Raw genomic sequence first — 23,470 nt, forward strand, 5'->3', positions numbered from 1 at the left:
TATGCAGTCCCTTTTTTACACCCTGCTCCAAGATTCCGTATCCATGTCCTTGGTGACGCTCGCGTATGCGGCAGTATGGCCCCTGTTATCCAAACGGTATGCGGCGCAGTGGTGTTACAGGGGTTGGATGCTGATTGCTGCGGGATGGGCAATCCCCTTTCGTCCCCGGATCGACCTCTTGAATATTCCTGTGCAAATGCCGGATCCCCTTATGAATGCCATGCCTTCGATGACTGTAACAGATGGGACTAACGCTTCGGCGTCCATCCCTATATGGTCGGTGCTTGCAACGATTTGGGTTGCGGGCGTTGTATGCATCGCATCTTATCAAATTTTGCGGCACAGATCCTTGGTAAGGGCGGTACGCCGTTGGAGTACCCCTGTAGCGGATTCCAAGGTACTTGAGACGTTGGACAACTTAAAGTCGGAACTGAACATGAGAAAACATATCGGGCTAAGCGAGTGTCGGATGATTGCAAGTCCTATGCTCGTCGGATTTTTCCGGCCAACCATCCTCCTGCCGCCGATTTCTTTTTCGGATGAGCAATTATCTTTGATCCTCAAGCATGAACTGATTCATTTCAAACGGCATGATCTATGGTTTAAGGCAATCGTTCTTTTGGCCACCGTTTTTCATTGGTTCAATCCCATCGTCTATTGGATGTCAAAGTCGATAGCGGTACAATGTGAATTCTCCTGTGACGCGTTGGTTTTGCAAGGCGCGGATTTTCAACAGCGAAAGCAATACGGCGAAGCCATTATCGCCGTAGCCAGAAATGGGGCAAAGCTCCGAACCGCATTCTCAACTCAATTGTATGGAGGAAAAAGAAGTATGAAAAATCGTATTTCTTTTATCATGGACACCAAGCGGAAGAAAGCGGGTGTGATCATCCTTTGGATGGCGCTGTCAGGTACGATCATGACCGGGGCTGCTGTGGCTGCGGGAACGGACGAAAATCCGCAACCATCAATTCGTCTGCCTGAAGTCGTTGTCGCGGCTCCGGACAGCGACAGCGATAAAGATCCTGAGGTATTCGGTCTGATGTTGTTGCTCCGTTCCTACAGCCATCGTACGAATGCAAATGACCCGCAACCGTCAGCCCGTCGTCCCGAAGTCGTTGTCGCGGCTCCGAACAGCGACAGCGACAGCGATAAGGATCCTGAGGTAAGCAGCCTACTGAAGCTGTTGCGCTCTCTAGAGCAAGAGCGAAAACGGCCCTGATCCGCCGGACAAAGAAGCCCCCAATCTCAACAGAGATCGGGGGCTTGCTTGTGTTGACCGCGTCTTATGCTTCCATCTTCTGAGCCGAATACAGCTTGTAGTACCGTCCTCGCAGCGCCATCAGCTCGTCGTGCGAGCCGGATTCGGCGATGCCTTTGTCGGCGACGTACATGATGCGGTCGCAGTTCTTCACCGTAGAGAGGCGATGCGCGATGATGAACGAGGTGCGTCCCTTGAGCAATTCGTTCAAGCCCTTCTGGAGCAGGCGCTCGGTCCGCGCGTCGATGGACGAGGTCGCTTCGTCCAAAATGAGGATGCGCGGGTTGGCAAGGAGCGTGCGGGCGAACGAGATGAGCTGCCGCTGTCCTTGGGACAGCTTCGAGCCGCGCTCGTTGACCTCCGTCCGATAGCCCTGCTCGAACTCGCGGATGAATTCGTCGGCGCACACGGTCTTGGCGGCGGCGATGATTTCCTCCTCGGTGGCGTCGAGCTTGCCGTAGCGGATATTGTCCAGGATCGTGCCGGAGAAGATGAAGCTGTCCTGCAGCATGATGCCCATCTGGCTGCGCAAGGACTTCAGCTTCACTTCGGAGATATCTTCGCCGTCGATGAGGATCTTGCCGCTCGTGACGTTATAGAAGCGCGAGATCAGGTTGACGACCGTCGTCTTGCCCGCGCCCGTCGGGCCGACGAGCGCAATGCTCTCGCCCGGCTTGACGTCGAAGTTCAGATGCTCCAGGATGTTGTGGCCCGGATCGTAGGCGAAGGTCATATCGTCGAAGGTCACCCGGCCCCGGATCGGCGGCAGCTCCCGCGCGCCTTTAACGTCGCTTACGGTGACCGGTTCGTCCAGCGTCTCGAAGATGCGCTCCAGATAAGCGACCGCGTTAATGAAGCTGTTGTACAGGTTCGACAAGCTGAGGATCGGCTGCCAGAAGCGCGCCGCATAGCTGCTCATGGCGAGAATGACGCCGAAGGTAATCTCCTGCGGCCCCAGCGCCAGCAAGCCCACGAAGTAGATGGACGTGGTGACGATCGTCGTCAGGTTGTCGACCGAGAACGGAACGAGGAAGTTGAAGTACATGGTCCGCATCCACGCTTTGCGGTAGTTGACGGACAGGCGGGTGAAGATGCCCTCGTTCCGCTCTTCGCGGGTGAAGATTTGGGTGACGCGAATGCCGCTGATGCTCTCCTGCAGGTATGCGTTCAGGTTGGAGCTCTTGTTGGACACCGCCTGCCACGCCCGGCGCTGCTTCGTCTTGATCAGCAGCATGATGGCGATGAAGATCGGCAGCCCTCCGAGAATGACGAGCGACAGCTTGGCATTGACGGCGAACATGAAGGCGCCGATGAAGAGCAGGTTCATGATCTCGAGAATGAAGTTGATGATGCCGTTGGACAGGACGTCCGACACGGAGTTGACGTAATTGACGACCCGGATGAGAATCTTGCCTTGCGGACGGTCGTCGTAATATTGAAACGGCAGCTCCTGCAGGTGCTTGAACAGATCGGTGCGGATATCGAAAATGATATCCTGCCCGACGCGGGTCATGATGCGCGAGCGGATCGTGGCCAGGATGACGCTGACGACGATGGTAGCCAGCACGAGCGCCGACCACCCGACGAGCGGCCACTTGGCCTTGGCGGGAATCGTCACGTCGACGACATGCTGCATGATGAGCGGCGCGGAAAGCGCGATGCCGGCGGATAGGGCGCTCAGGACAAAGGCGACGATCATCGGATTCTTCTGCTTTTTGATATAGACGAGCGCGCGGCGGAAGTGCCGAATGTCGAAGGGCGACTCCAAATTCTCGTCGATGTCGAATTTATTCCTGGCCATGAGCGGTCACCTGCCTTCCAATGCCCTCGTTCTGCAGCATGAATACTTCGTAATAATAACCGCGTCTAGCTACCAGCTCGGCGTGGGTGCCTTCCTCGATCACGCGGCCATTGTCCAGGATGAGGATGCGGTCGGCCTGCGCCGTCGTGGATACGCGCTGGGCGATGATGATCTTCGTGCAGTCATAATCCAGCTCGCGCAGACTCTTCTGAATATGCTCCTCGGTCTCGAGATCGACGGCGGAGGTCGTGTCGTCGAGGATCAGGATCGGCGGCTGCACGGCCATCGCCCGGGCGAGCGCGATCCGCTGCTTCTGCCCGCCGGACAGGCCGACGCCGCGTTCGCCGACGATCGTATCGTAGCCTTCCGGCATCTTGCGGATGAAGCCGTCGGCGGCGGCGAGCTGTGCGAACTTCGTGACGTCCTCTTCCGGCAGCTCGGGATTACCGTAAGCGATGTTGCCGTCGATGGTGTCGGAGAACAGCAGGACGTCCTGCGTCGCCACGCCGATATTGCCGCGCAGCTCGTCGAGCTCCAGCTTGCGCACGTCGATGCCGTCCACCAGGACGCGACCCTCCGCTACGTCGTAGAAGCGGGGGATCAGGTTGATAAGCGTCGTTTTGCCCGATCCGGTCGCTCCCATGATGGCCAAGGTTTCGCCGGGCTCGATCGAGAAGTTGATATCTTCCAGCACCGTCACGTTGTCGTATTTGAAGCTGACCCGGTCGAATTGGATGCGGCCCCGATAGCGACGTTTGACCACGGGCTTGTGCTCGTTGACGATGCCCGGATGGGCATAATAGACTTCCATGATCTTGGTAAGGCTTGCAAAGAAACGCTGAATATCGTTGATGACGATGCCGATGTTGCGCATGGGGTTGGAGAGGCCCCAGATCAGCGCGGAGAAGGCCGAGAATTCCCCGAAGGTGATGCGGCCGTTCATGATGAACAGACCGCCCGCAATCATCAGAATTACGTTGAAACCTTGGGCAAACGTCTCCAGGTACGGAAAGTAATCGAGCCACACCATGGCCGCTGCTTTGTTCGCTTTGGCGTAGTTGACGTTTTTTTCGTTGAACTTTTGAACCTCGTATTCCTCGCGCGCGAACGCCTTGACGACGCGGTTGCCGGCGATATTTTCCTGCGTGGTGGTGTTGAGCTGCGACAGCCGTTCCCGGAGGTCGATATACATCGGGCGTACGCGCCTTGCGAAAATAAACGCCACGAAGAAGATCGGCGGCGACAGAATGAGCAGCCACCAAGTCAGCTCCGCGTCGATGTAGAAGAAGTACACGACCGCCGCGGCGAACACCGTCAGCGATTCGACGATCGTCTTGATGATCCACGCCAGGGAGTGCCGTACCATTTCGAGATCGCCCGTCATTCGCGTCATGAGGTCCCCGGTGCGGTTGCGATCGTAATACTGCATGTCCTGGCCTTGAATTTTGTTGTACAGGTAAATCCGGACGCGGTACAGCATGTTCTGCGAGGCGCGTTCGTACAGCATGGTCGTAAAGTAGGACAGACCCGTGCGCAGCAAAGAAAAGCCGATCATGCCGAGGCATAGGCTGATCAGCAGCATTCTCTCGTTCGTCAGGTTCTGCATCGCATCGTCGCCCGCGATAAAGGTATCCACGATGCGCTGGCCGATGTACGGATTAATAATGGTAAGCGCGGAGCCTACGACCGAGAGGCATAAGGCGAGAATATACCGTACCCGGTCTCCTAACAAATTGTGCCAAATCCACTTGAGCTGAAACATCCTGATCACCGGCTTTTGTATGTTGATGAATTCCGTAGCGCGGAGGGGGAAATCCTCCGATAAGCAAACTACGGAGATTATAACACGCGTGCGAAGAAAGCTAACGGGAACAATTCGGGAGATGAGGGTATAGGGGGGCAAAATCAAGGAAGGATGGACCCTGGGCCGGGGCAATCTAAGTTTTTCGCGCTCGGGTTCGGTCACGCTTCCATTATCGCGCTAAAGCGGAAATGCAATTTCATGTCATGCCGGCAATGGTGGACCCCAAAGAACGTGAGCCGTTCAAAAAGCGAGTCTGGCCTTCAAAGACCAGCAGAGAAACCTGCCGGTTTCCCGTAAGCGTTTGCAAATCATTTAATTACGACGACAAAATTTGAAATTTGTTATATTGGGGAGCGAGCAAGAAAAAAATACAATTAGGATGTCTTTAAATAATAATGTAGACGGGGGAAAGCGACGCATGATGAGAATGAGGTCATTAGTATTGGTTCTTTGTCTGCTGGTGTCAATGTTAGTGGCGGGATGTGGGACTTCAAATAAGTCGGAAGGGGTTCAAAGCAATGAAGTCGGTAATCAAGAACCCTCCAGCAATGAAATCGGCAGTAAAGACCCGATAAAATTGAAATTTGGCGTAAACGTGACGCCGATTTTGACCAAAGAGTTTTGGCAAGAATCCGTTGCGAAGTTCACGAAAGAACACCCGAATGTCACAGTGGAATTGGTTACAAGTCCGTCATCCAACGTGGATTGGACCACCCATTTGAAAACATTGCTGGCAACGGGAGATATGCCTGACGTTATGGTCATGATGTCTCCGGGCGACTTTGTTCCTTCCGGCGCACTGGCTGAATTGACAGATGCGGATGTTGATTATCTTTCGGATCTGAATTCCGGCAAAATGGGCGGCAAACGCTACGTTGCGATCTATAAGAAACAATTGGCGGGAATTTTCTATAATAAAAAAATCTTTGCTGACAATGGACTATCAGAACCTAAAACACTTCAAGAACTTATTGACATTAGTGAGAATTTAAAGTCTAAAGGGATCACTCCCATGTCTATTGGAGCAAAAGACGGATGGCCGACATTCGTGCTTGCTTCTTCGTTAGTCACTTCTATGGTATCCGCAAAAAATCCGAACTTTGGCGCGGATCGTAACGCAGGCAAATTCACATACAGTGATCCTGAGATCGTCAAGGCCATGGAGAATTTCAAATTGTTCAGCATCCAATATGCTGGTAATGATGTCGGCAGCACAAGCTACACGCAAATTCTCGAGAAGTTCTTCAAAGGCAAAACGGCAATGATGCCTATGGGTTCATGGGCTCAAGGGGAAGTCGAGAGACTTAAACCTGATTTCGAAGTCGGGTTCTTCCCGGTCCCGAACGAAACGGACGCCAATGTCATTCCGGTATTTACGAACGAAGGCTTGGCTATTAGCTCAAGAACCAAATACCCGGATGAAAGCATGGCTTTGATTCGGTCTTTCTTTACCGACAAGGAGTGGTATGGGAAATTCCTGAAGACCGAAATGCTGTTCCCAACGACTAAAGAAGATGTTCCTTATGAAATGAGTGCGCTACGCAAAGAGATCGGCGAAAAAATTAATAATTGGAAGCAAGTGGAGATCTTTACCGATGCCACCGGCGACAATGCTCTCTTGCCTGGCATCCAAGGTGCATGGTACAAAGCGGATGCAAGCATTTCGATGGGAACGAACGTGAAGAATGAATTGGCCGCTCTTGATAAGGAATGGGATCGGGCAAATGCGGCGTTAGAGAAATAATATATCCTTCGTTTAGAGGGGGAATGTTGTCTCATTGACATTCCCCCTACTATGCAACAAAGAGATTTTTGGGAGTGATAACCGATGAGAATTGCGAAAAAGTCTGCATTCGTTTTCGCCTTGCCAGGCATACTTATATATTTCGTATTCATGGTTGTGCCCATTTTGCTTTGCTTTTATTATAGCTTTACGAATTGGGACGGGATCAGCGACCATTATCGATTCAATGGTATTAAAAACTTCACTGAACTTGCCTCGGATGATACATTTCTTGATGCGCTCAAATATACGGCCATTTTCACATTGATTACGGCCTTGATTTATAATGTTTTCGGCATCTTGATTGCCGTCATTTTGGATAAAAAATCAAAAGTGCACAATTTTGCGAAATCAACGGTGTTCTTACCTGTAGTCTTAAGCAGCGTAGTCGTATCTTTTATATGGTCCTATATGACCCAAATGGACGGGGGGATCATCAATCTGGTCGTTAATGCGTTCGGATTGCCATCCATCCATTTTTACGGCTCTAAGATGGCAATTCTATATACGGTGTCTGTAGCGGTAACGTGGGCCGGTTTAGGGTACTTTACGATGGTTTATATGGCGGCGCTCAAAACGATACCTGAAGAACTTTATGAAGCGTCCACCATCGATGGAGCAGGAAAAACGAGTAAATTTTTCCGCATCACGCTTCCTCTGTTGGCACCTGGGATTACCATCAATACGGTACTTTCCATCGTATGGGGCTTTAAGCAATACGATCATATGAAAATCATGACGCCTGGAACCGTTCAATCCATCACGATGAATTCCATCGAGCGGGCATTCAATTATAATATGTTCTCCTATGCATCTGCGATTATTTTGGTCCTGTTCGTCATTGTGATTGTCATATCGGTCATACAACTCGGAATTATGAAAAGATTTGAGGTGAGCGAAGGATGAAGCAAAAACGCATGATGGCCGGGTTTACGGAAAAGACAGTGCTTCTGGCTGCTTCGCTCCTTTTTATTTTTCCTTTATATATTGCCATCGTCAATTCCTTCAAGACGTATGATCAGATCGTCAAAAATCCTCTATCGCTTCCATTGTCCATTACGTTCGATAATTTTAGGATGGCATGGGAAAGGTCGAAAATCGGAGAATTATATCTCAACAGCATCTTTATTACGGTATGTTCCCTGATTCTGATCTTAGTTACAGCTTCAATGCTGGCTTATATTATTGCCAGAAATAAAACTAGAATGGTTTCCTATATGTACGTTTTTGTATTGGCAGGATTCATGGTTCCAGCTCCCGCCGTGCTGATCCCCAGCTTGAAAACATTGAAGTTCCTTCATTTGGATGGTTCAATGACGGGACTGTTTCTCTTCTATGCCGGTACTTACATGAGTATCGCCGTATTCTTTTATGTAGAATTTATTAAAACGATCCCTCAATCCATCGAAGAATCCGGAGTCATTGATGGCGCTGGCACATTTACGATCTTTTTCAAACTGGTTCTTCCCCTATTAAAACCATGTACGGCAACCGTATTTACATTTCTTTCAATATGGATATGGAACGATTTTCTGCCGCCCATGTACATCTTGGGGTCTGATCATGGCAGAACGATCACAACCGGGATCTATAATGCAGTGGGTAGGGAAACGACCGATTGGAACATCGTGTTTTCATGCTCCGTGCTCGCATCATTGCCGATTGTTGCCGTATACTTGTTGGCCCAGAAACAGTTTATCAGCGGCCTTACTGCCGGTGCGGTTAAAGGGTAATGGAATGGAGAAGGGTGATGAGAAAGCCCTTCTCCATCATCTTGTCGGGGCTCTCTATTCTTAAAGAACACCATGTCCTTTTTTAATGTCCGTTGGATTGATTCCCGTATGTTTCTTGAATATTTTGATGAAATATTGATAATTAGTGAATCCGACTTTCTCACATATCTCGTACACCTTCAGATTTGTTGAGATTAACAGCTCTTTGGCTCTTATGATTCGGAATTGATTCACGTAATCCGTAAAAGACTCACCCGTTTCTCTTTTGAATAGTTGACCTAGATATGCCGGATGCAGCATGACTTGGGCCGAAGCTAGCTTTAAAGAAATATCTTCGTTGTATTGCTGTTTGATGTACGCTATTGTTTGACTGACAACTGTGCTCATTGTTCTGGGTCTACTACTCGGCATTATGGCGAACACATGCTCACAAAAATCTTTTAACCATTCTTCAAAATCGCTGAGCCGGTTTAGGCTCAGTATTTTTGCGATGTTGTAGTGGCTGTCCACAACCCAACTATCGGTCTCGGTGCGGAACTCCCTTAGCGTATGATTCATGATGACTACAATATGAACGACGATTTCCCTAATACGCTCTGTTGAAATGTATTTCTTTTGAGACAGATCACCAAAAAAGTTTGTAATTAACTGCAAAATATCGAGTTTTTCTCCTTGCTTGATCAATGTTTTTAAAGCTTCAAAATTAAAAGTTAGCAACATATTATCATTTGGAAACGGATCGATTTCTTCAGAAATCCAAATGTTTCTCGACGATGATAGCAAACTGTACTCCAAACATTTTATCGCATCGAGATAAGATTCTCGCAGGTCAAATACGGAATCAACCATACAACCGATACCGATCGTAAACTGTAACTTCAAGAAATGGCGAACGGAGGAAATGATTTCATTAAACATCGATTGCCGCTCGGAAACAAATTCAAGGCGGCTTCTTTGTATAAAAAACACGATGTAGCCGTTGGAATCTTCAAAAACGGTTCCATTGACTTTTGTTTGAACAATTTCATTGCAGATGTTTAGAACGGAATACATTTTCAAATGCATGGCATAGGCATCTGCCGCATCGATTTCGATCTGATCGATTCTGCCTAAAGCAATTTCATATGTTCCATTCTCTTCAGGCAACATCAGAAAGCCTTTTTTCTCTTCATATTCTTTAACGGAAATATGATTAGAGAGCAGACGCTTCAGCGTACTGACCCGTAGCTCCTCCATCCCTTGTCTTCTCACGATTTCCGAGTGGATTCCCTGTTCAACTTGCTGGATCGTATTCTGCAGGATCTGGATTAATTCATGATTGTTAATCGGTTTGAGCAAATAGCTTTCAACCCCGAATTCAATAGCCTGCTTAAGGAATTCATAGTCGCTGTAGCCGCTAATGACAATGACTTTGATCGGAAGATTCAGGCGGCGAATCTGTTTGATTACCAGTAAACCGTCCATTACAGGCATTTTTACATCCGTAATCAGGATTTTAGGTTTCACTGCTTGGATCATAGCCAATGCTTCGACACCGTTCGATGCTTCGCCAGCAATTTCGAGGCCAAGCTCATCCCACTCGATCGTTTCTCTAAGACCATCAATGATTAGAGGTTCGTCATCAGCTATAACGACTCTGTACATATTCAATCATCGCCTCCTTAGTAAGCGCAGGTATTTTGATGTTAACGACTGTGCCGGAACCTGCTTTGCTGGATATGTTAAGTTCATGCATCCGATCGAACATGAGAAGCAATCTCTGTCCGACATTTTTTAATCCGATACTGTATAAATCACTGTCTGCTCCATCTTCGCTTATCTTTTTATGAATTGTAGCAATCTGCTCGTTCGTCAACCCTTCTCCGTTATCCATGATCTGAACGCTCAGCATGTCGTGGTCGAGAGAAAGGGTTACAATCATGCTGCCGTTCTCACTCCTGCTTCCTAAACCATGGTGTATCGCATTCTCCACCAAAGGCTGAATGATTAACTTCGGAATGCCGAGTCGCAGGGTTGAATTCTCTACTTCGTAACGGACCGAAAACTTGTGTTTGTATCTGATCATTTGAAGATCAACATAAGCACGAATATATTCTAGTTCGTCAGACACATTCACGATTAGATCTTTCATTCTAATATTCCACCTGAACATATTTCCCAATATATGAATCATGCCGGCTGCCTGCTGGTCTTTATTCATTAAGGCCATCATTCGAATGGACTCCAGTGTATTGAACATGAAATGAGGATTGATTTGGGATTGAAGCGCTTTCAACTCGGCATTCTTTCCCCGAATCTGGGCTGTATAGATCGTTTTAATATTGTTCTCAAGTTTTCTACACATATTATTAAAGCTAGCCTCGAGAAATCCGATTTCGTCATTTGACCTCACTTGTATTTGCGTATCGAATTTTCCTTTTTCAACGACTTTCATTTGCTTGATCAATAACTTGATTCGTCTGGTAAACATTTTGGTAGCCGCTAAACTTAATAGGATCAGAGCTGCCAGACAAATGAAGATGATATTCAATACCTTTTTTTGAACATCATGGATGTCGCCGTAGAATACATTTTTGTTCATCATATCGATAAATGTGAGTCCTGTTTCCTGAGATACTACCTTATGAACGACAGCGTTTCGACTCTCGTCTGCTACAAACGAGGATAGATGCTGTCCGGTATGTTCATTGTTCGTGTCCGAAAGAACGATATCCGATTCGTCGACAACCAGAATGTTCCCCTTTATTTTCTGACTGCTTTTCGCAACCGGGGTATTAAACACAACTGGCTTGAAATTGATGATAGCTCCTCCTATTTTTGAGCCGTCATTCACGTATTTATCTTTATATAAATTAATGAACACGGAAATGACTTGATCGTCTGATGAAGGAACGATATATAACGGTGCATGGTTTGGCAAGATTCCCTTGATCGTCTTGCGTGTTTTTAAACTATCCATTAAGCTGCCGATGAAGGAACGATCATCTATCGTAATATCCCTATCGCGTTCGTTGGAATAGAAGTATACTTTCTCGCGTCCATAATCGAGCAAAAGGATGTCCGTAATGAAGGAATGCGACCTCGCAATCGTTTGTAAACTATCGTTGATTCTTCTTTCTTCAATTACAGATAAGGCCGTATTGCTGCTCTGGCTTATAAGATCAACTAGGCTATTGCTGTAGTAATTGCTAGTGTATAGCTGAATAAAGATGCTATTCATATCGTTGAAAATACTTTCGGTGTAGCTCTTCGTCTTATCAAGCATTTCATTTTCATACTTCGCTTCCGATTCAATCAGTTTATTTACCATGTTCGAAAGGATGTAGTACGACGTTAAAGACAACCCTGCAATAATAATCACAGAATAAGTAATGAGAACCTTTAGAAAAAACTTGTTTTCAAGAAATGTTGTTTTCAGTTCAAAACACCTCCTCTACAATGCGATGTAAGCCGTTATTCCCTGTAAATCTTGCACATGTATTCTGATGGGGCGCAGCCCATGATCTTTCGGAACACCCTACTGAAATAGAAAGGATTTTTAAAACCTAGCAACTCGCTGATTTCCGATATATTCCGATTAGAATGACTCATCAATCCAATTGCTTTATCGATGAATATATGGGAGTTATACATATGGATCGTACTTCCCGTTTTCGTTTTGAACACTTCGCACAAGTAACTATAATTCATATCGAGGGAAGATGAGATTGCCTGTGAATCAAGGCTATAGCCGTCCTTTTGTTCTAGGTATTCGATAATCCGTTGCACCGTACGGTCAGACTTTGATCGTGGGTATTTCTCGATGGATTCTTCGAAAATATCAACAAATAGCTCCATCGTTTGCAAACTGAGGGTAATAGCCCGATAAGGGTCGGTTGAATGAAATAATCGAATGAAGGAATCCAGTTTTTTCTCCAGTTTTTTCGGATGCGAAATACTTCCCTGTTTGGGTAGCTTGATAAACTTGCTATAGTCTTCATGCGAGATTAAATGTGATGGGTACGAATTCAAGTATACATTCAATTCTTGGCTGGTCTCGGTATTCGGATTGCTGAAAAAATGAATCCAGTACCACGATGTGCCCGCAGGTGTTTTCGGCTCACCCCAGTGATGCAGGCCGCTTTTCAAAAATAGAAATTGCCCTTTATTGATTACATATTCCTTGTTATCTTCCCAAACCTCCATTTGGCCATCGGCAACATACAGGAAAACATCCCAGTTTAGCTTTCGATCCGGGTGAGTGTACAGGTTTTTTATAACATGAAAACCCAAATCCTGTATTCTAAGCATATGATCAAAATGTAAGGGCACGTTGTTGCACATCCATGAAATCTCCTTCATCTTTTATAGAAGCCATATAGCGTTAATATAAGTTAACTTGAAATGTTTGTCCATAAAACCCAAAAATAATATATATTAACCAAAGCAGATGAATTCAATGAAGGGTTTTGAAGCTATACAATATAGATGCGGCCGGATTGTCTGCTTAAATATACTCGTTGGAATAGAGGTGTCCGGAATGTTTTCCAATTTTCAATTTGATGAAGTACGGCTGACCGACAAATACTTTGCCGCCCGGAGAGAACTCGTAAAAAAGTATATGATCGAATTTGACGTTCATCGGCTTATGCATACGTTTAAAATCAATGCGAGGATTCCGTCAGATGCAGAGCCCTTGGGCGGTTGGGAGGACGTCGAGTGTGGCCTTAGAGGACATTTTGCAGGACATTTTCTTTCTGCCTGCTCCAAATTTGTATTCGCCGATCAGGATGAACGGTTGAAAACAAAAGCGATTGAGATCGTGGATATCATGGAATTATGCGCGAAACCGAACGGATATTTGAGCGCATTCGAAGAAGAGAAGCTGGATATTCTGGAGTCCGAAGAGAACAGGAATGTATGGGCGCCTTATTATACGCTGCACAAAATCATGCAGGGATTGATTGACTGTCATATCTATCTCCGCAACCCCAAATCCCTGACGCTTGCCGTAAACCTGGCCAATTACATTCATGGACGATTCAAGAAGCTTTCCTTCTGGAAAATCGACGGGATCCTCCGTTGCACGAAGGTGAATCCCGTGAATGAGTTTGGAGGCATAGGCGATGCGCTCTACACGTTGTATGACCTGACAGAAGATGCCGCGATATTCGACCTGGCCCATATTTTCGACAGGGACTATTGGATCGGTCATCTTGAAGCCGGCAAGGACGTGCTAGATAATTTGCACGCCAACACGCACCTTCCGATGATTATCGCCGCGATACACCGGTACAACATTAGCGGCGAGGAAAAATATAAGACGGCCGTCTTGAATTTTTATGAATACTTGCTGGGAAGGACGTTTGCAAACGGAAACAGCAGCTCAAAGGCGACCGCTTTTATCAAAGGCGGGGTTTCCGAAAAATCGGAGCACTGGGGCGGCTACGGGAAGCTGGGAGATGCTTTGACGGGCGGTGAAAGTGAAAGCTGCTGCGCGCATAATACGGAAAGGATCCTGGAGCGGTTGTTCGAATGGTCCTCATCGGTTGAATATTTGGATCATTTGGAATCACTTAAATATAACGCGATATTGAATAGCGCAAGCAATAAAACAGGTCTTTCGCAGTACCATCAGCCTATGGCCAGCTGCGCTGTTAAAAAATTCAGTGACCCGTACGATTCCTTCTGGTGCTGTACCGCGTCGGGAATCGAGGCGATGAGTGAGCTTCAAAAGAACATATGGTTGAAAAGCGACGACAGCATTCTGCTCAATGCTTTTATATCCTCAACTGTCGTTTGGAGGGAGAGGAAGGTCAAAATCACTCAGCTTACGGAATTCCCGGACAGCCTTACGTCCACGCTCGTGATCGAAGTTGCCGAACCCGCGACGTTTAAGCTGATGATCAAGGAAAAAGCGGTGAAAAACGTCAAGATCAACTCCGCTCCGATCCAGTTTAAGAAAGAGAACGGATATATCGTCATTCAACAGGTGTTCCACGATCGGGATCAAATTGAAATCGGAATCGAAGCTTCCTTGCATCTCGTTCCTCTCCAAGGCTCCGACGACTTGGCCGCGGTCATGTTCGGGAGAATTTTACTCGCTCAGGTTGGACCCCATAAGCTCTTGAAGGGCATATCAGATCGGAATATCAACGATAAATTCGTTAAACTCCAAAAGGATCGGTTGGAATTCATTACGGAGGACGATCAGGGCCATCATGTAAAATTCATCCCGCTATTTAGAGTAGAGGAAGAAGAGTATTCGGTATATTTGGATATTACCGGGAATTCATTGCGGAACGGCCATTTTTCGTTGGCCAAGGACGGAAGCTCAGCGTATAAAGAAACATAAAGGCCCTGGCGCTCATATGCGCCGTCTTATACGCGATTCCGAGGACCTCTATCCTTGGAGTGGTGCTGCTGACCGGCTTTTTTGGCGGAGAGATTGCGACGCAGATGCGCGTAGATGCCCCATTGTTTACGAATACGTTCTTTTCGGTGTATCTGGCGATTCTCGCCTGGGGAGGATTGTGGCTGCGGGACAAAAGGGTACGCCGTCTATTTGGGTAGGGCATCGGCAAGGAGGCCATAAAAGCACGGATAAAACGTAGGTTACCCTGAAGGCGGTTAGACACAACCGCCTAGGGTAACCCTTGTTTGTTTTATAGGTCTCCCATGAGGACGGATACGATGCTTTGGTGCAGCTCCGCTGGGAGGAGGATGGAGTACATTTATTTTTTATAGGTATACTTGTCTAAATCATGATCACAAGTATCCCATAAAATAATAACACATATACAGGAGGAGGTGTTTCAACATGAAAACGACTTTGACCGCAGAGCAGAAGAAAAAATTGAAGAATAAAACCATCGTTGCTTATTACAAAGATGGTGCCACTATTTCAGGTGTCGTAAAAGAAGTTAGAGACGATCATGTTATTCTGGCCCCGAAAGGGGAAAAAGCCGAAATCAAGGCTTTCTTTTTTGACGGATTTGGCCCTGGATTCTTCCCTGGATTCTTCCCTGGATTCTTTCCCTTCTTCTTTATTTAAAGATCGGCAACGGAACCACGCCATTAGCCCCAATAAATACAGGCTGCCGATCTCATCGGCAGCCTGTTCAAATTTACTCAACAAACGGGCACGAAAGAGCGGCTGTCGGTTTAGAGAAAGGGAGACCTTCTACAGAGGCAGCTGGCGTCCAGGGGGCAGTTTTCGCTTGGCAGAAGGCCGTCATTCCGAGCAAGACTTTGGTCCAGTCTTTTCTCTAGCCCCCGGCCTAGTCATATATACACTTATTTGGTGTAATCTACCAGTAGCAGGGCGGGAAGGACTCATCCCCTTCATCTACATCTCGTTTAGAAAGAGAGGTTTCACGGTGTCGAATACGATTATGGAAGTCAAGCAAATTACGAAGAAGATCGGCAAGAGAACGATCATTCACGAATCATCGTTCCAGTTGGAACAGGGAAAGATCTATGGCTTTATCGGGCCCAATGGGGCCGGCAGACCGGGCTCATACAACCGACAAGCGGAGAGGTCCTCATCGATTCCTATCGCGTCAGTTCTCAACGTCGGCAAGCCATTGCCAGCGTGGGGGCCATCATTGAATCCCCGGTATTTTTTGAATATATGACGGGTAGACAGGTGCTTCGAAATTTATCCCGGCTGCATCCGACTATTAAGTCAAGCCAACGGGAAGAACATCTCGAAAAGTTGTTATCGACCGTTGGGCTGGATCAAAGAGGCGACGATAAAGTACGAACCTACTCTTTAGGGATGAAACAAAGACTAGGAATTGCTCAGTCTATGCTGGGCGGTCCCAAGCTGTTGTTGCTTGACGAGCCTTCGAATGGACTTGATCCCCTAGGCATGAGGGAGCTTAGGGAGATTATCTTTCAATTGCGAAAAAACGAGAATTTAGCCTTCTTTATCTCGAGCCATTTGCTTGACGAGCTGCAACAAATGTGCGATGAACTGATCATGATTCGTGAAGGCACGGTCATTTGGAAGGGGCCCAAAGAGAAAGTCGTGAAGGACGGACAGAGGCTCGAGGATGCTTTCTTGGGGCTGATGCAGGGATGAAGGCATTGGTATTCAGCGAGCTGGAACGATTGTTCAAAAATAAATGGACATGGTGCTTGTTTGTCTGCGCGCCAATCCTTGCTTTTATTTCGGGGAACTATCTCCTGGATCGCCCGGAATCGATGTCGGCAGGTTTGTTTATGATCGAAGGTCTGCAAGTCCATTTGTATTTAATGTGCAATATTGCGGTTGCCGCTCTCGTTGCTGCCGTATTTACAGAGGAATATCGCGGAGGGCAGCTACGCCTATTGTTTTTACGTCCATATGCTAGAGCGAATATTTTTTTTAGCAAACTGGTTGTGATCCATATCGTGATATTGGCGCTATTGATCGTAATGGGAATTTCGCTAGTCGTCATAGGGCTCGTTCAATTCCCGCTTGAAGGCGAGAAGCAAGCTTCACTAGCCGCAATCCTAAAAACAATCGCTCTATATTATGGTATGGCCTACTTCACCTTGGCCGGGGTGTCCTGTCTCTTTTCCTATATAGCGCTTATTAGTAAAAACGTGAGTTTCATGCTAGGCCTCTCTGTGGGGTATGTTCTGGTTGCATTGTTATTCGACGGACTGTATTTGCATGCTGCAAATTTATTCGCAAGCGGATCATTCGCGCATGAATTGATCGCATACGCTTTCATTCCGTACATGCAGTACACGGGGCTATACGCCAGTTTAAATGGAGAAATGAATTCCATTTTGGCGGCGGCTATCATTTTACTCTTTTATATGCTTGTTTTCGGATGGTCTGCCTACCGTCGATTTGTGGTTGAGGATTATTTGCATTAGGAGGCGGTTGCCAATGCTTGGAGCATGGGTCAGCGAAATGGAACGGATATGGAAAAGTAAATCCATGCTTATCCTGTATCTCTTTTTCGTTCTTTTATTATCGGCCAACCTGGGGGGCGGGGTGCTGAGCGGTTCGGGAAACTTGCGATTCGGCGGAGGCGAGATCGAGCTTAACAATCTCAATGTGCCTTGGTATATGATGGATGGGATCTCTCTGGTGCTTACGCTAGTCGTATTGCCCGTCATTTATGTCCATCAGTTAAGCGGCGAGATCCATTCCGGGGCTTACCGGTTATATGTGCTGCGTCCCTTCCCCCGGTTCCAGATCTGGTTGAGCAAGCTATTGGCCTTGGCTGCGACGACGGCCATCTTAATCGGATTTACGTTTGTTTTTGTCATGGCAGCTTCATGGCTCCTATTTCCTAAAGCTGATATCATGACTTTGTATGGTTCCAGCGAATCCGTTTCTGTTCCGCACGCCATTTTGTACAGTTTTCAGTTCTATATTTTGTTTGCTCTTGTCAGTCTGTCTAAATTAATGTTCTGCAGCGCGGTTTGTTTATTGATTTCAAGGCCTCTTGCAGCCTTTATTGCCATCTTTGTCCTGTCTTTCCTTTTGTACTTTAAAATTGCAACGAATTTGGTTGTTTTAGCGGATCCATTTCAGAAAATATTGCTGGCGCTCAGACCGGAAGGCTATGCGCCGTTTTGGCTGTATTCCTTGGGGATCTTTATCGTTTGCGCGTTTCTAAGTTTTGTCACCTGGCAGAGAAAGATGGTTTGACGGGAAAAATGTTGGCTGGTTTGCACATCCGAGAACAGACCTTCAGGGCCGGTTCCCGGATTTTTGTTTGGAACAAGAGGAGGCGCGAATATGCTCGGACTACCTCGAGACGAAGTGTTTCTCGTTCCTTGGACGGAGGAATGGGAAGCGGAGTTTCTGCTAGAGAAGGATAGAATTGAGACGGAGATCGGCGAACTTATCCGACATGTTCACCATATCGGCAGTACCGCCGTGAGGGATTTAAGCGCCAAGCCGATCATTGACATGGCGATCGAGCTGGAGGATTTTCAGCAAGGCTATGCGTGCGTGCGGGGATTGGAAAAAATAGCGTACGTCTACAAAGGGATCAACGTCTTGCCGGATCGGCATTATTTCAATAAGGGCGAACCGAGAACGCATCAAATCCATATGTACCCAAAAGGAAGCCCCTATTTAAAGAGACAGCTTGCCTTCCGAGATTATTTGATTCAGCATGAAGAGGCACGGAAGGAATATCAGGCGTTGAAAGAAAGGCTGTCTCGGATCCATGGCAAGGATAAGCTAACCTACGCCGATCAAAAGACCGATTTCGTGAATTCGATTTTGGGGAGAATGGGATTCGGCATCGAGCCGTATGAGGAGGCTTGATATTGAGGAAAGCCTCTTATACTAAGCGAAGATTCGGGATTTTTGCGAGGATATGAGCATCGGAAATAACGATAAAGCTTGGAATGAATCCAAATATGTCGCACTTCGATGCGGATTAGGCTTAATTAAGCTATGCAGGACCACAAAAATAAGATTAAAAGCGGAAGCCATGGATGTGAAAAAATCCTTGGCATCCGCTGATTTTATTAAACCGCATATTTTTACTTAATAAAAGACTTAAAACAATGTGGAATCGTAAAGTGCGGTGTAGGGCGGGCTAGCCCAGTCTGCTTCACGATTACAAGGCTGTTTATTAATAGTTAGGTTCCTGCTTCAGAATATCCTCGACGAATAGGTGCCTTATCATCTTCTCCGTCTGGCTTTTTGCCTGTGATAATTGAGACACCATCGCCACCAGCTAATAAAATCGTTTGACTAAACAAATAACGACCAGTATAGCCATAAACATAATTTCCGATATAAGCTGAGTTTTGAATCTCAACTGCGTTTAAAAAAGTGCAAGTAAATGTGGTATACCAGGGAGAATAACCTGCAACGACCTTATAGTCCCAAGCTCCACCTGGCTTTACTTTATCAATAAAATACCCCACAGCCGCACCATAAGCCAGCGTTGCTGGGCTTGTGCTACCAGCATATAAATAAGCCCTTAAGGTTTCGGCATAAAATTCTTCCAACAATGCTCGGTCTAGTCTAGCTAAAGCTATTACATTCTTCGGCGGTGCGGCTGGATCAGAAAATGGCGATACAACGATTAAATTGTCCTGTATTTTATATTGGGGTTTGTTTTCTAAATATTCAACATACTCTTCCGGAGAGGACATATTGACTTCTAGGTCCTTCCCAAAGCTTGCAATTCCTTCTTTAACACAGTAATTTACGCTTTGCATATAGCCCATATATTCATCAAAAAGAGTTTCACTGATTCCTAAATCATCGGCGTTCGCATTAACGACTATTTGGCCTTCTTCATTAAGAATGGCAAGATTTTTTTGGACAACGGATCGGTGAACTTTTTGCACCTCAGAGATATTATTGACATTTTGGCTTGGACTTGCAGACACAAAGCTTGTCAACAACAAACACCCAGCAACTACGATTGGTATGATCCTCTTAAACAATGAATTACCTCCCAATAAATTGTTTACCACCCATAAAAACTATAACATACCATTTAATTGCAAATTGTCGGAATATAGCCAAATATAGTGGGTAATTCGACTCAAATTTATATTCTTTTACACCGAATTTTTTTATTTCTGATTCTTTAGCTTATTCAGGAGGCTTGAGGTGGTAATTTGTTTTCATTTGTATGATCTTTGCGAAAATCATAGCTCTTATTTTGAGAAATGACTAAAGTTTCTCTTCCGATCGTTACCTTGTCACTACTTATCCACATTACAAGTGGGTTGAAGTCATAATCATTAAAGTATATTGTTTTTGTTTTTTTACTTTCTCTATATTTCACTTCTGCTCTCGCCATCCGATTAAATAGTCCATTATAATGATAGGTTCTAATTTCTAGTTTTCCATCTGGAGAAGAAACAACTTGATTTAATTCGCCTTTAGGAAGGAGATTGAAAGTGTAATAATAATTGTAAAAAAAGATCGAAACTAAAAATCCAACAACTAAAGTTGCTGATAAAAAGTACTTAGGGAAGGTTCTCCTTTTTCTGAATAAGTTAGAGATAATAAGAATTACGGTAATAAGTAGACTTGCTGAACAAAGAGCTAAAATGATAAACGCTATAATTAGAATTGTTGTAAATGTAGGTTCATTCAAGGTAAGCTCCCCTTTCTTAAACAGCGTTAATCATTGGTTTGATCCACTGATGCTTAAAAGCTATTTCTGATTAGGAGCAATTTGCAGAGGAAAGAACAAACAGAATGGTAAAATATTCCGGAGAAATCTTATCTTTTTCGAGAATTGTTAGTGCATTGATTAGTATAGGAGTATACTGCTAATTTGTAAGTCTAGCGCTTAAAGAACGGCCTCGATCTTTGCCGCACTCAATAGATATTATATAGTATGCTATAACACGTGGTCTATTCCCCATCCCAGCCATCGCCGACAACAGCATAGCTGTTAGGATATCGACAACGTTAACAAACGCGAAGATGCCTATCGGCTGTTGGATTTATTTACGGAGACAACGGGGTACCCGGCAAAAATGTGGGGGCCGAGTATCGTTGGCTTCGGTTCCTATCACTACAAATACGAATCCGGGCACGAGGGCGACGCGCCTTTGGTTGGATTCTCGCCCCGAAAAGCCCGAATCAGCCTTTATTTCGCGACGGGCGACCCGGAGCGGGAGGCGTTGCTGCAGAAATTCGGAAAACATCAAGCAGGCAAGGGATGCGTCTACATCAATCGATTGGCGGATATCGATGTAACGTGCGCGCCTCTTAGGAACGTCAAGCGACGTTCCTTTTTTCAATCCGGATCACCCAGCAACTCTCCGACGGAGATCTCCAGCGCCTTGGCGATGGCAACGACTTCGTAATCCTGAACGAGCCGATACTGGCCTTCCAGACGGGAGAGACTGGTCGGGCTGATGTCGAGACCGAACGTCTGCAGCTTGGCCAGAAACTCCTTTTGCTTGATTCCCTTTTCCTTGCGAATGGCAACGACCTTGGCGCCAATGATATTTTTGTCACCGGGCGGTTCTTTACGATGTTTCATTGCTGGCACCTCACATTTAAAAAAGATTGTAAGTGACAACATCATTGTTTTAATGCGAATATCGCATTAAAATAAAATGAACCGAGTAACGCGCAAAATTGAGGGGTACGACGCTTTTAAATCATCCGAGACGCAGGGACGCCGCTCAATGAAGAAGATGGAGGGCAGTCCGATGGTCGATTTGCATCATAAGTTTGAGGAAGAAAAGAGGAAGTTAAACGAGCTCGGCCAGAAATCGCTGGAACGGGGTATTCCCTTATTCCAAAATGAAGCGGTGCAGGCGCAGAGCCGGAAGGTAGACGAGCTGATCAACCGGCTGCATCAGAAGAAGAAGGGCGAGGCAAACGACAGTCGCCTTTGTGAAAAAAGAGGAGAGGTTTAGGAAAAGCAATTCGCAAGAAACGAAGCAGCATCGTTCATGCTACAGTACTAGTAAACCGAATCGCGAGGTGGATAAACGATGACCGGGAACATTTCCAATGGCCGGCTATGGACGGGGAGGATCATGCGGTGTATCTGGGGATAATCGCCTGGGGAGGACTCTGGCTACGGGACAAAAGAGTGCGCCGTCTGTTCGGGTAGTTCGTCGGCAAGGAAGCTAGCAGCAGAGGATAGACAAAGGGTTACCCGTAAGGCGCAGGACCTGGCCGCCGCGGGTAACCCAGTTTGTGTTAAAGGACGCCGGCTAAAACGGAAACGATGCTTTGCTGCAACTCGGCGGCGTTAGCGGCGTCGCTGCAAGCGCGGATCCGAGAGCGGATGGACAACTTCTGGGGAGATGACTATAAAATCCGCAAAGTCCTATCAATGTATGCCCATGCATAGATAGATAAATTACATAATATAGAGTGAATTACCGCTGTATGGTGTGAATTTGACGCGAGGAGGTGTTTGTATGGAATGTCCAAAACCTCATCCTAAAAGACATTTGAAAAAGAAGCTAAAAAGCATGAAATGCAAAAAGAAAATCATCGTGAAAAAGAAGCTCGTCCAAGTAACTTGCCCTCCTCCTAAGGTTATTGTTAATGCGCCTGCCGGACCAGCAGGATTAGCAGGGGAAAGAGGGCCGACGGGACCTGCAGGCCCAACCGGCGTGGGAGCAACTGGTGCAACAGGAGCAACTGGTGCAACAGGAGCAACTGGTGCAACGGGAGCGACAGGTCCAGGTGTAGGGGCAACGGGTGCAACAGGAGCAACGGGTGCAACAGGAGCGACAGGGGCAACAGGGGCAACAGGGGCAACAGGGGTTACAGGGGAAACAGGAGCAACTGGTGCAACAGGGGCAACAGGGGCAACAGGGGCAACAGGGGCAACAGGGGCAACAGGAGCAACAGGTGCAACGGGAGCGACAGGTGCAGGTGCAACAGGACCTATAGGACCCCCAGGAGCCCCAGGATTTCCAGGACCCCCAGGAATTCCAGGAGCGCCAGGAATTGCAGGAGCGCCAGGACCCATAGGACCTACAGGAGCAACAGGAGCAACAGGTACTAACACAATCATTCCATTTGCTTCAGGTACTCCGGTTATCCTGGAGTCTGATATTCTTGGAGCCTTGACAATTACTGGGCTTGTTGGTTTTGGTAATTCTGCTACCAATGTGAACGTACTAGGCGGCCCAATTGATATCACAGGTGCAGGGGGAGAACTTCATGACTTCTCGTTCTCCGTTCCTCGTGATGGCATTATTACTTCTATTGCGGCCTATTTTAGTACTACGACCGCATTGGCACTTGGATCATCATCGATATTGATTATAGCAGAAGTGTATGCCTCAACTATTCCAAATAACATATTTACTCCAATTCCGGGGGCTGTTGTGACACTAGCTCCAACACTTACGGGAACTCTTCCGCTTGGTACAGTTACCCATGGCATCACAAGCGGGCTGTCTATACCGGTAACTCCAGAAACCCGTTTATTAATGGTATTTGCTGCAGAAAGCGTAGGAAACATCCCAATTGTTACTGCTGTATCAGGGTATGCCAGCGCTGGAATTACCCTCTAATTTTATTTTGCCTTTTTAACGGATCCCTAATCTGCTTTGGCTTAGTCCAAAGTCGAGGGGATCTTTTATTTTGTGGGACAGTCGATGTAATTATGATCGGAATGTGAATCATGGTAACCCA

Annotated in this window: 21 protein-coding genes and 1 pseudogene; 14 read left to right on the plus strand and 8 right to left on the minus strand. The window is 46.7% G+C overall.

All coding sequences use genetic code 11. The features are described from left to right. Position 1 precedes the first annotated feature (1 nt). Positions 2–1,222, plus strand: a complete 1,221-nt coding sequence (locus LKX83_RS05070) for a M56 family metallopeptidase (protein WP_227881066.1) — start codon at positions 2–4, stop codon at positions 1,220–1,222. A 64-nt stretch (positions 1,223–1,286) separates the two neighbouring features. On the opposite strand, the gene LKX83_RS05075 is transcribed toward LKX83_RS05070, so the two are convergent. Both LKX83_RS05075 and LKX83_RS05080 read right to left on the minus strand, forming a co-directional pair. After that, the gene (locus LKX83_RS05075; protein WP_227881067.1) at positions 1,287–3,062 is read right to left on the minus strand and encodes an ABC transporter ATP-binding protein; all 1,776 of its coding nucleotides are present in this window, start codon (positions 3,060–3,062) and stop codon (positions 1,287–1,289) included. Continuing rightward, positions 3,049–4,824 (minus strand): ABC transporter ATP-binding protein, encoded by a 1,776-nt coding sequence (locus tag LKX83_RS05080; RefSeq protein WP_227881068.1) that lies wholly within the window; start codon positions 4,822–4,824, stop codon positions 3,049–3,051. The genes LKX83_RS05075 and LKX83_RS05080 overlap by 14 nt, the downstream gene beginning before the upstream one ends. Before the next feature lie 460 nt (positions 4,825–5,284). Here LKX83_RS05080 and LKX83_RS05085 point away from each other — a divergent pair, with 460 nt between their 5' ends. The 3 genes from LKX83_RS05085 to LKX83_RS05095 all read left to right on the plus strand — a co-directional run bounded on the left by LKX83_RS05085 (position 5,285) and on the right by LKX83_RS05095 (position 8,382). Continuing rightward, on the plus strand, positions 5,285–6,610 hold the full coding sequence (locus LKX83_RS05085; protein ID WP_227881069.1) for an ABC transporter substrate-binding protein: 1,326 nt from the start codon (positions 5,285–5,287) through the stop codon (positions 6,608–6,610). An 84-nt stretch (positions 6,611–6,694) separates the two neighbouring features. Beyond that, positions 6,695–7,555 (plus strand): carbohydrate ABC transporter permease, encoded by an 861-nt coding sequence (locus LKX83_RS05090; RefSeq protein ID WP_227881070.1) that lies wholly within the window; start codon positions 6,695–6,697, stop codon positions 7,553–7,555. Beyond that, positions 7,552–8,382: a carbohydrate ABC transporter permease gene (locus LKX83_RS05095; protein ID WP_227881071.1), complete on the plus strand. Its 831-nt coding sequence runs from the start codon at positions 7,552–7,554 to the stop codon at positions 8,380–8,382. Before LKX83_RS05090 ends, LKX83_RS05095 begins: the two co-directional genes overlap by 4 nt. A gap of 60 nt (positions 8,383–8,442) precedes the next feature. On the opposite strand, the gene LKX83_RS05100 is transcribed toward LKX83_RS05095, so the two are convergent. The 3 genes from LKX83_RS05100 to LKX83_RS05110 all read right to left on the minus strand — a co-directional run bounded on the left by LKX83_RS05100 (position 8,443) and on the right by LKX83_RS05110 (position 12,705). Then, entirely contained in the window at positions 8,443–10,026 is a 1,584-nt protein-coding gene (locus tag LKX83_RS05100; RefSeq protein WP_227881072.1) for a response regulator, read from the minus strand. Next, positions 10,004–11,692 carry a sensor histidine kinase gene (locus LKX83_RS05105; RefSeq protein ID WP_227881073.1) on the minus strand — a complete coding sequence of 563 codons (1,689 nt, stop codon included), beginning with the start codon at positions 11,690–11,692 and terminating at the stop codon, positions 10,004–10,006. Before LKX83_RS05105 ends, LKX83_RS05100 begins: the two co-directional genes overlap by 23 nt. Before the next feature lie 143 nt (positions 11,693–11,835). After that, positions 11,836–12,705: an AraC family transcriptional regulator gene (locus LKX83_RS05110; RefSeq protein WP_227881074.1), complete on the minus strand. Its 870-nt coding sequence runs from the start codon at positions 12,703–12,705 to the stop codon at positions 11,836–11,838. Between the two features lie 196 nt (positions 12,706–12,901). Here LKX83_RS05110 and LKX83_RS05115 point away from each other — a divergent pair, with 196 nt between their 5' ends. The 7 genes and pseudogenes from LKX83_RS05115 (at position 12,902) to LKX83_RS05145 (ending at position 18,643) form a co-directional block, all read left to right on the plus strand. Further along, positions 12,902–14,716, plus strand: coding sequence for a beta-L-arabinofuranosidase domain-containing protein (locus LKX83_RS05115; RefSeq protein ID WP_227881075.1), 1,815 nt, complete (start codon positions 12,902–12,904; stop codon positions 14,714–14,716). A 14-nt stretch (positions 14,717–14,730) separates the two neighbouring features. Next, complete coding sequence (locus LKX83_RS05120; protein ID WP_227881133.1) at positions 14,731–14,934, plus strand: DoxX family protein; 204 nt, start codon at positions 14,731–14,733, stop codon at positions 14,932–14,934. Positions 14,935–15,181: 247 nt separating this feature from the next. After that, positions 15,182–15,415: a hypothetical protein gene (locus LKX83_RS05125; RefSeq protein WP_227881076.1), complete on the plus strand. Its 234-nt coding sequence runs from the start codon at positions 15,182–15,184 to the stop codon at positions 15,413–15,415. Positions 15,416–15,740: 325 nt separating this feature from the next. Next, positions 15,741–16,447, plus strand: a pseudogene (locus LKX83_RS05130) (ABC transporter ATP-binding protein). Then, complete coding sequence (locus LKX83_RS05135) at positions 16,444–17,232, plus strand: ABC transporter permease (RefSeq protein WP_227881077.1); 789 nt, start codon at positions 16,444–16,446, stop codon at positions 17,230–17,232. Before LKX83_RS05130 ends, LKX83_RS05135 begins: the two are co-directional and overlap by 4 nt. Before the next feature lie 13 nt (positions 17,233–17,245). Next, a complete protein-coding gene (locus LKX83_RS05140) occupies positions 17,246–18,016 on the plus strand; it encodes an ABC transporter permease (RefSeq protein ID WP_227881078.1) in 771 nt (256 codons plus the stop codon). A 90-nt stretch (positions 18,017–18,106) separates the two neighbouring features. Continuing rightward, positions 18,107–18,643, plus strand: coding sequence for a GrpB family protein (locus tag LKX83_RS05145; RefSeq protein WP_227881079.1), 537 nt, complete (start codon positions 18,107–18,109; stop codon positions 18,641–18,643). A gap of 320 nt (positions 18,644–18,963) precedes the next feature. On the opposite strand, the gene LKX83_RS05150 is transcribed toward LKX83_RS05145, so the two are convergent. Together LKX83_RS05150 and LKX83_RS05155 are read right to left on the minus strand one after the other, a co-directional pair. Beyond that, positions 18,964–19,782 (minus strand): polymorphic toxin type 44 domain-containing protein, encoded by an 819-nt coding sequence (locus LKX83_RS05150; RefSeq protein ID WP_227881080.1) that lies wholly within the window; start codon positions 19,780–19,782, stop codon positions 18,964–18,966. 155 nt (positions 19,783–19,937) lie between these two features. After that, entirely contained in the window at positions 19,938–20,444 is a 507-nt protein-coding gene (locus LKX83_RS05155; RefSeq protein ID WP_227881081.1) for a DUF5412 family protein, read from the minus strand. 310 nt (positions 20,445–20,754) lie between these two features. On the opposite strand from LKX83_RS05155, the gene LKX83_RS05160 reads away from it, so the two are divergent. After that, the gene (locus tag LKX83_RS05160) at positions 20,755–21,165 is read left to right on the plus strand and encodes a DUF1801 domain-containing protein (protein ID WP_227881134.1); all 411 of its coding nucleotides are present in this window, start codon (positions 20,755–20,757) and stop codon (positions 21,163–21,165) included. On the opposite strand, the gene LKX83_RS05165 is transcribed toward LKX83_RS05160, so the two are convergent. Next, positions 21,096–21,344, minus strand: coding sequence for a helix-turn-helix domain-containing protein (locus tag LKX83_RS05165; RefSeq protein ID WP_227881082.1), 249 nt, complete (start codon positions 21,342–21,344; stop codon positions 21,096–21,098). The two genes, LKX83_RS05160 and LKX83_RS05165, sit on opposite strands and share 70 nt — an antisense overlap. A gap of 148 nt (positions 21,345–21,492) precedes the next feature. Here LKX83_RS05165 and LKX83_RS05170 point away from each other — a divergent pair, with 148 nt between their 5' ends. Next, on the plus strand, positions 21,493–21,726 hold the full coding sequence (locus LKX83_RS05170; protein WP_227881083.1) for a hypothetical protein: 234 nt from the start codon (positions 21,493–21,495) through the stop codon (positions 21,724–21,726). A 513-nt stretch (positions 21,727–22,239) separates the two neighbouring features. Next, on the plus strand, positions 22,240–23,349 hold the full coding sequence (locus LKX83_RS05175) for an exosporium glycoprotein BclB-related protein (protein ID WP_304518294.1): 1,110 nt from the start codon (positions 22,240–22,242) through the stop codon (positions 23,347–23,349). The last annotated feature ends 121 nt before the right edge of the window (positions 23,350–23,470 follow it).

It is taken from the genome of Cohnella baijiui (genome assembly GCF_020731285.1).
Classification (GTDB): Bacteria; Bacillota; Bacilli; order Paenibacillales; family Paenibacillaceae; genus Cohnella.

Bases quoted from the DNA above. Each gene is read 5' to 3' on its own strand.
- LKX83_RS05070 (WP_227881066.1), top strand. From the start codon at position 2: ATGCAGTCCCTTTTTTACACCCTGCTCCAAGATTCCGTATCCATGTCC.
- LKX83_RS05075 (WP_227881067.1), bottom strand. From the start codon at position 3,062: ATGGCCAGGAATAAATTCGACATCGACGAGAATTTGGAGTCGCCCTTC.
- LKX83_RS05080 (WP_227881068.1), bottom strand. From the start codon at position 4,824: ATGTTTCAGCTCAAGTGGATTTGGCACAATTTGTTAGGAGACCGGGTA.
- LKX83_RS05085 (WP_227881069.1), top strand. From the start codon at position 5,285: ATGATGAGAATGAGGTCATTAGTATTGGTTCTTTGTCTGCTGGTGTCA.
- LKX83_RS05090 (WP_227881070.1), top strand. From the start codon at position 6,695: ATGAGAATTGCGAAAAAGTCTGCATTCGTTTTCGCCTTGCCAGGCATA.
- LKX83_RS05095 (WP_227881071.1), top strand. From the start codon at position 7,552: ATGAAGCAAAAACGCATGATGGCCGGGTTTACGGAAAAGACAGTGCTT.
- LKX83_RS05100 (WP_227881072.1), bottom strand. From the start codon at position 10,026: ATGTACAGAGTCGTTATAGCTGATGACGAACCTCTAATCATTGATGGT.
- LKX83_RS05105 (WP_227881073.1), bottom strand. From the start codon at position 11,692: ATGGTAAATAAACTGATTGAATCGGAAGCGAAGTATGAAAATGAAATG.
- LKX83_RS05110 (WP_227881074.1), bottom strand. From the start codon at position 12,705: ATGTGCAACAACGTGCCCTTACATTTTGATCATATGCTTAGAATACAG.
- LKX83_RS05115 (WP_227881075.1), top strand. From the start codon at position 12,902: ATGTTTTCCAATTTTCAATTTGATGAAGTACGGCTGACCGACAAATAC.
- LKX83_RS05125 (WP_227881076.1), top strand. From the start codon at position 15,182: ATGAAAACGACTTTGACCGCAGAGCAGAAGAAAAAATTGAAGAATAAA.
- LKX83_RS05135 (WP_227881077.1), top strand. From the start codon at position 16,444: ATGAAGGCATTGGTATTCAGCGAGCTGGAACGATTGTTCAAAAATAAA.
- LKX83_RS05140 (WP_227881078.1), top strand. From the start codon at position 17,246: ATGCTTGGAGCATGGGTCAGCGAAATGGAACGGATATGGAAAAGTAAA.
- LKX83_RS05145 (WP_227881079.1), top strand. From the start codon at position 18,107: ATGCTCGGACTACCTCGAGACGAAGTGTTTCTCGTTCCTTGGACGGAG.
- LKX83_RS05165 (WP_227881082.1), bottom strand. From the start codon at position 21,344: ATGAAACATCGTAAAGAACCGCCCGGTGACAAAAATATCATTGGCGCC.
- LKX83_RS05170 (WP_227881083.1), top strand. From the start codon at position 21,493: ATGAAGAAGATGGAGGGCAGTCCGATGGTCGATTTGCATCATAAGTTT.
- LKX83_RS05175 (WP_304518294.1), top strand. From the start codon at position 22,240: ATGGAATGTCCAAAACCTCATCCTAAAAGACATTTGAAAAAGAAGCTA.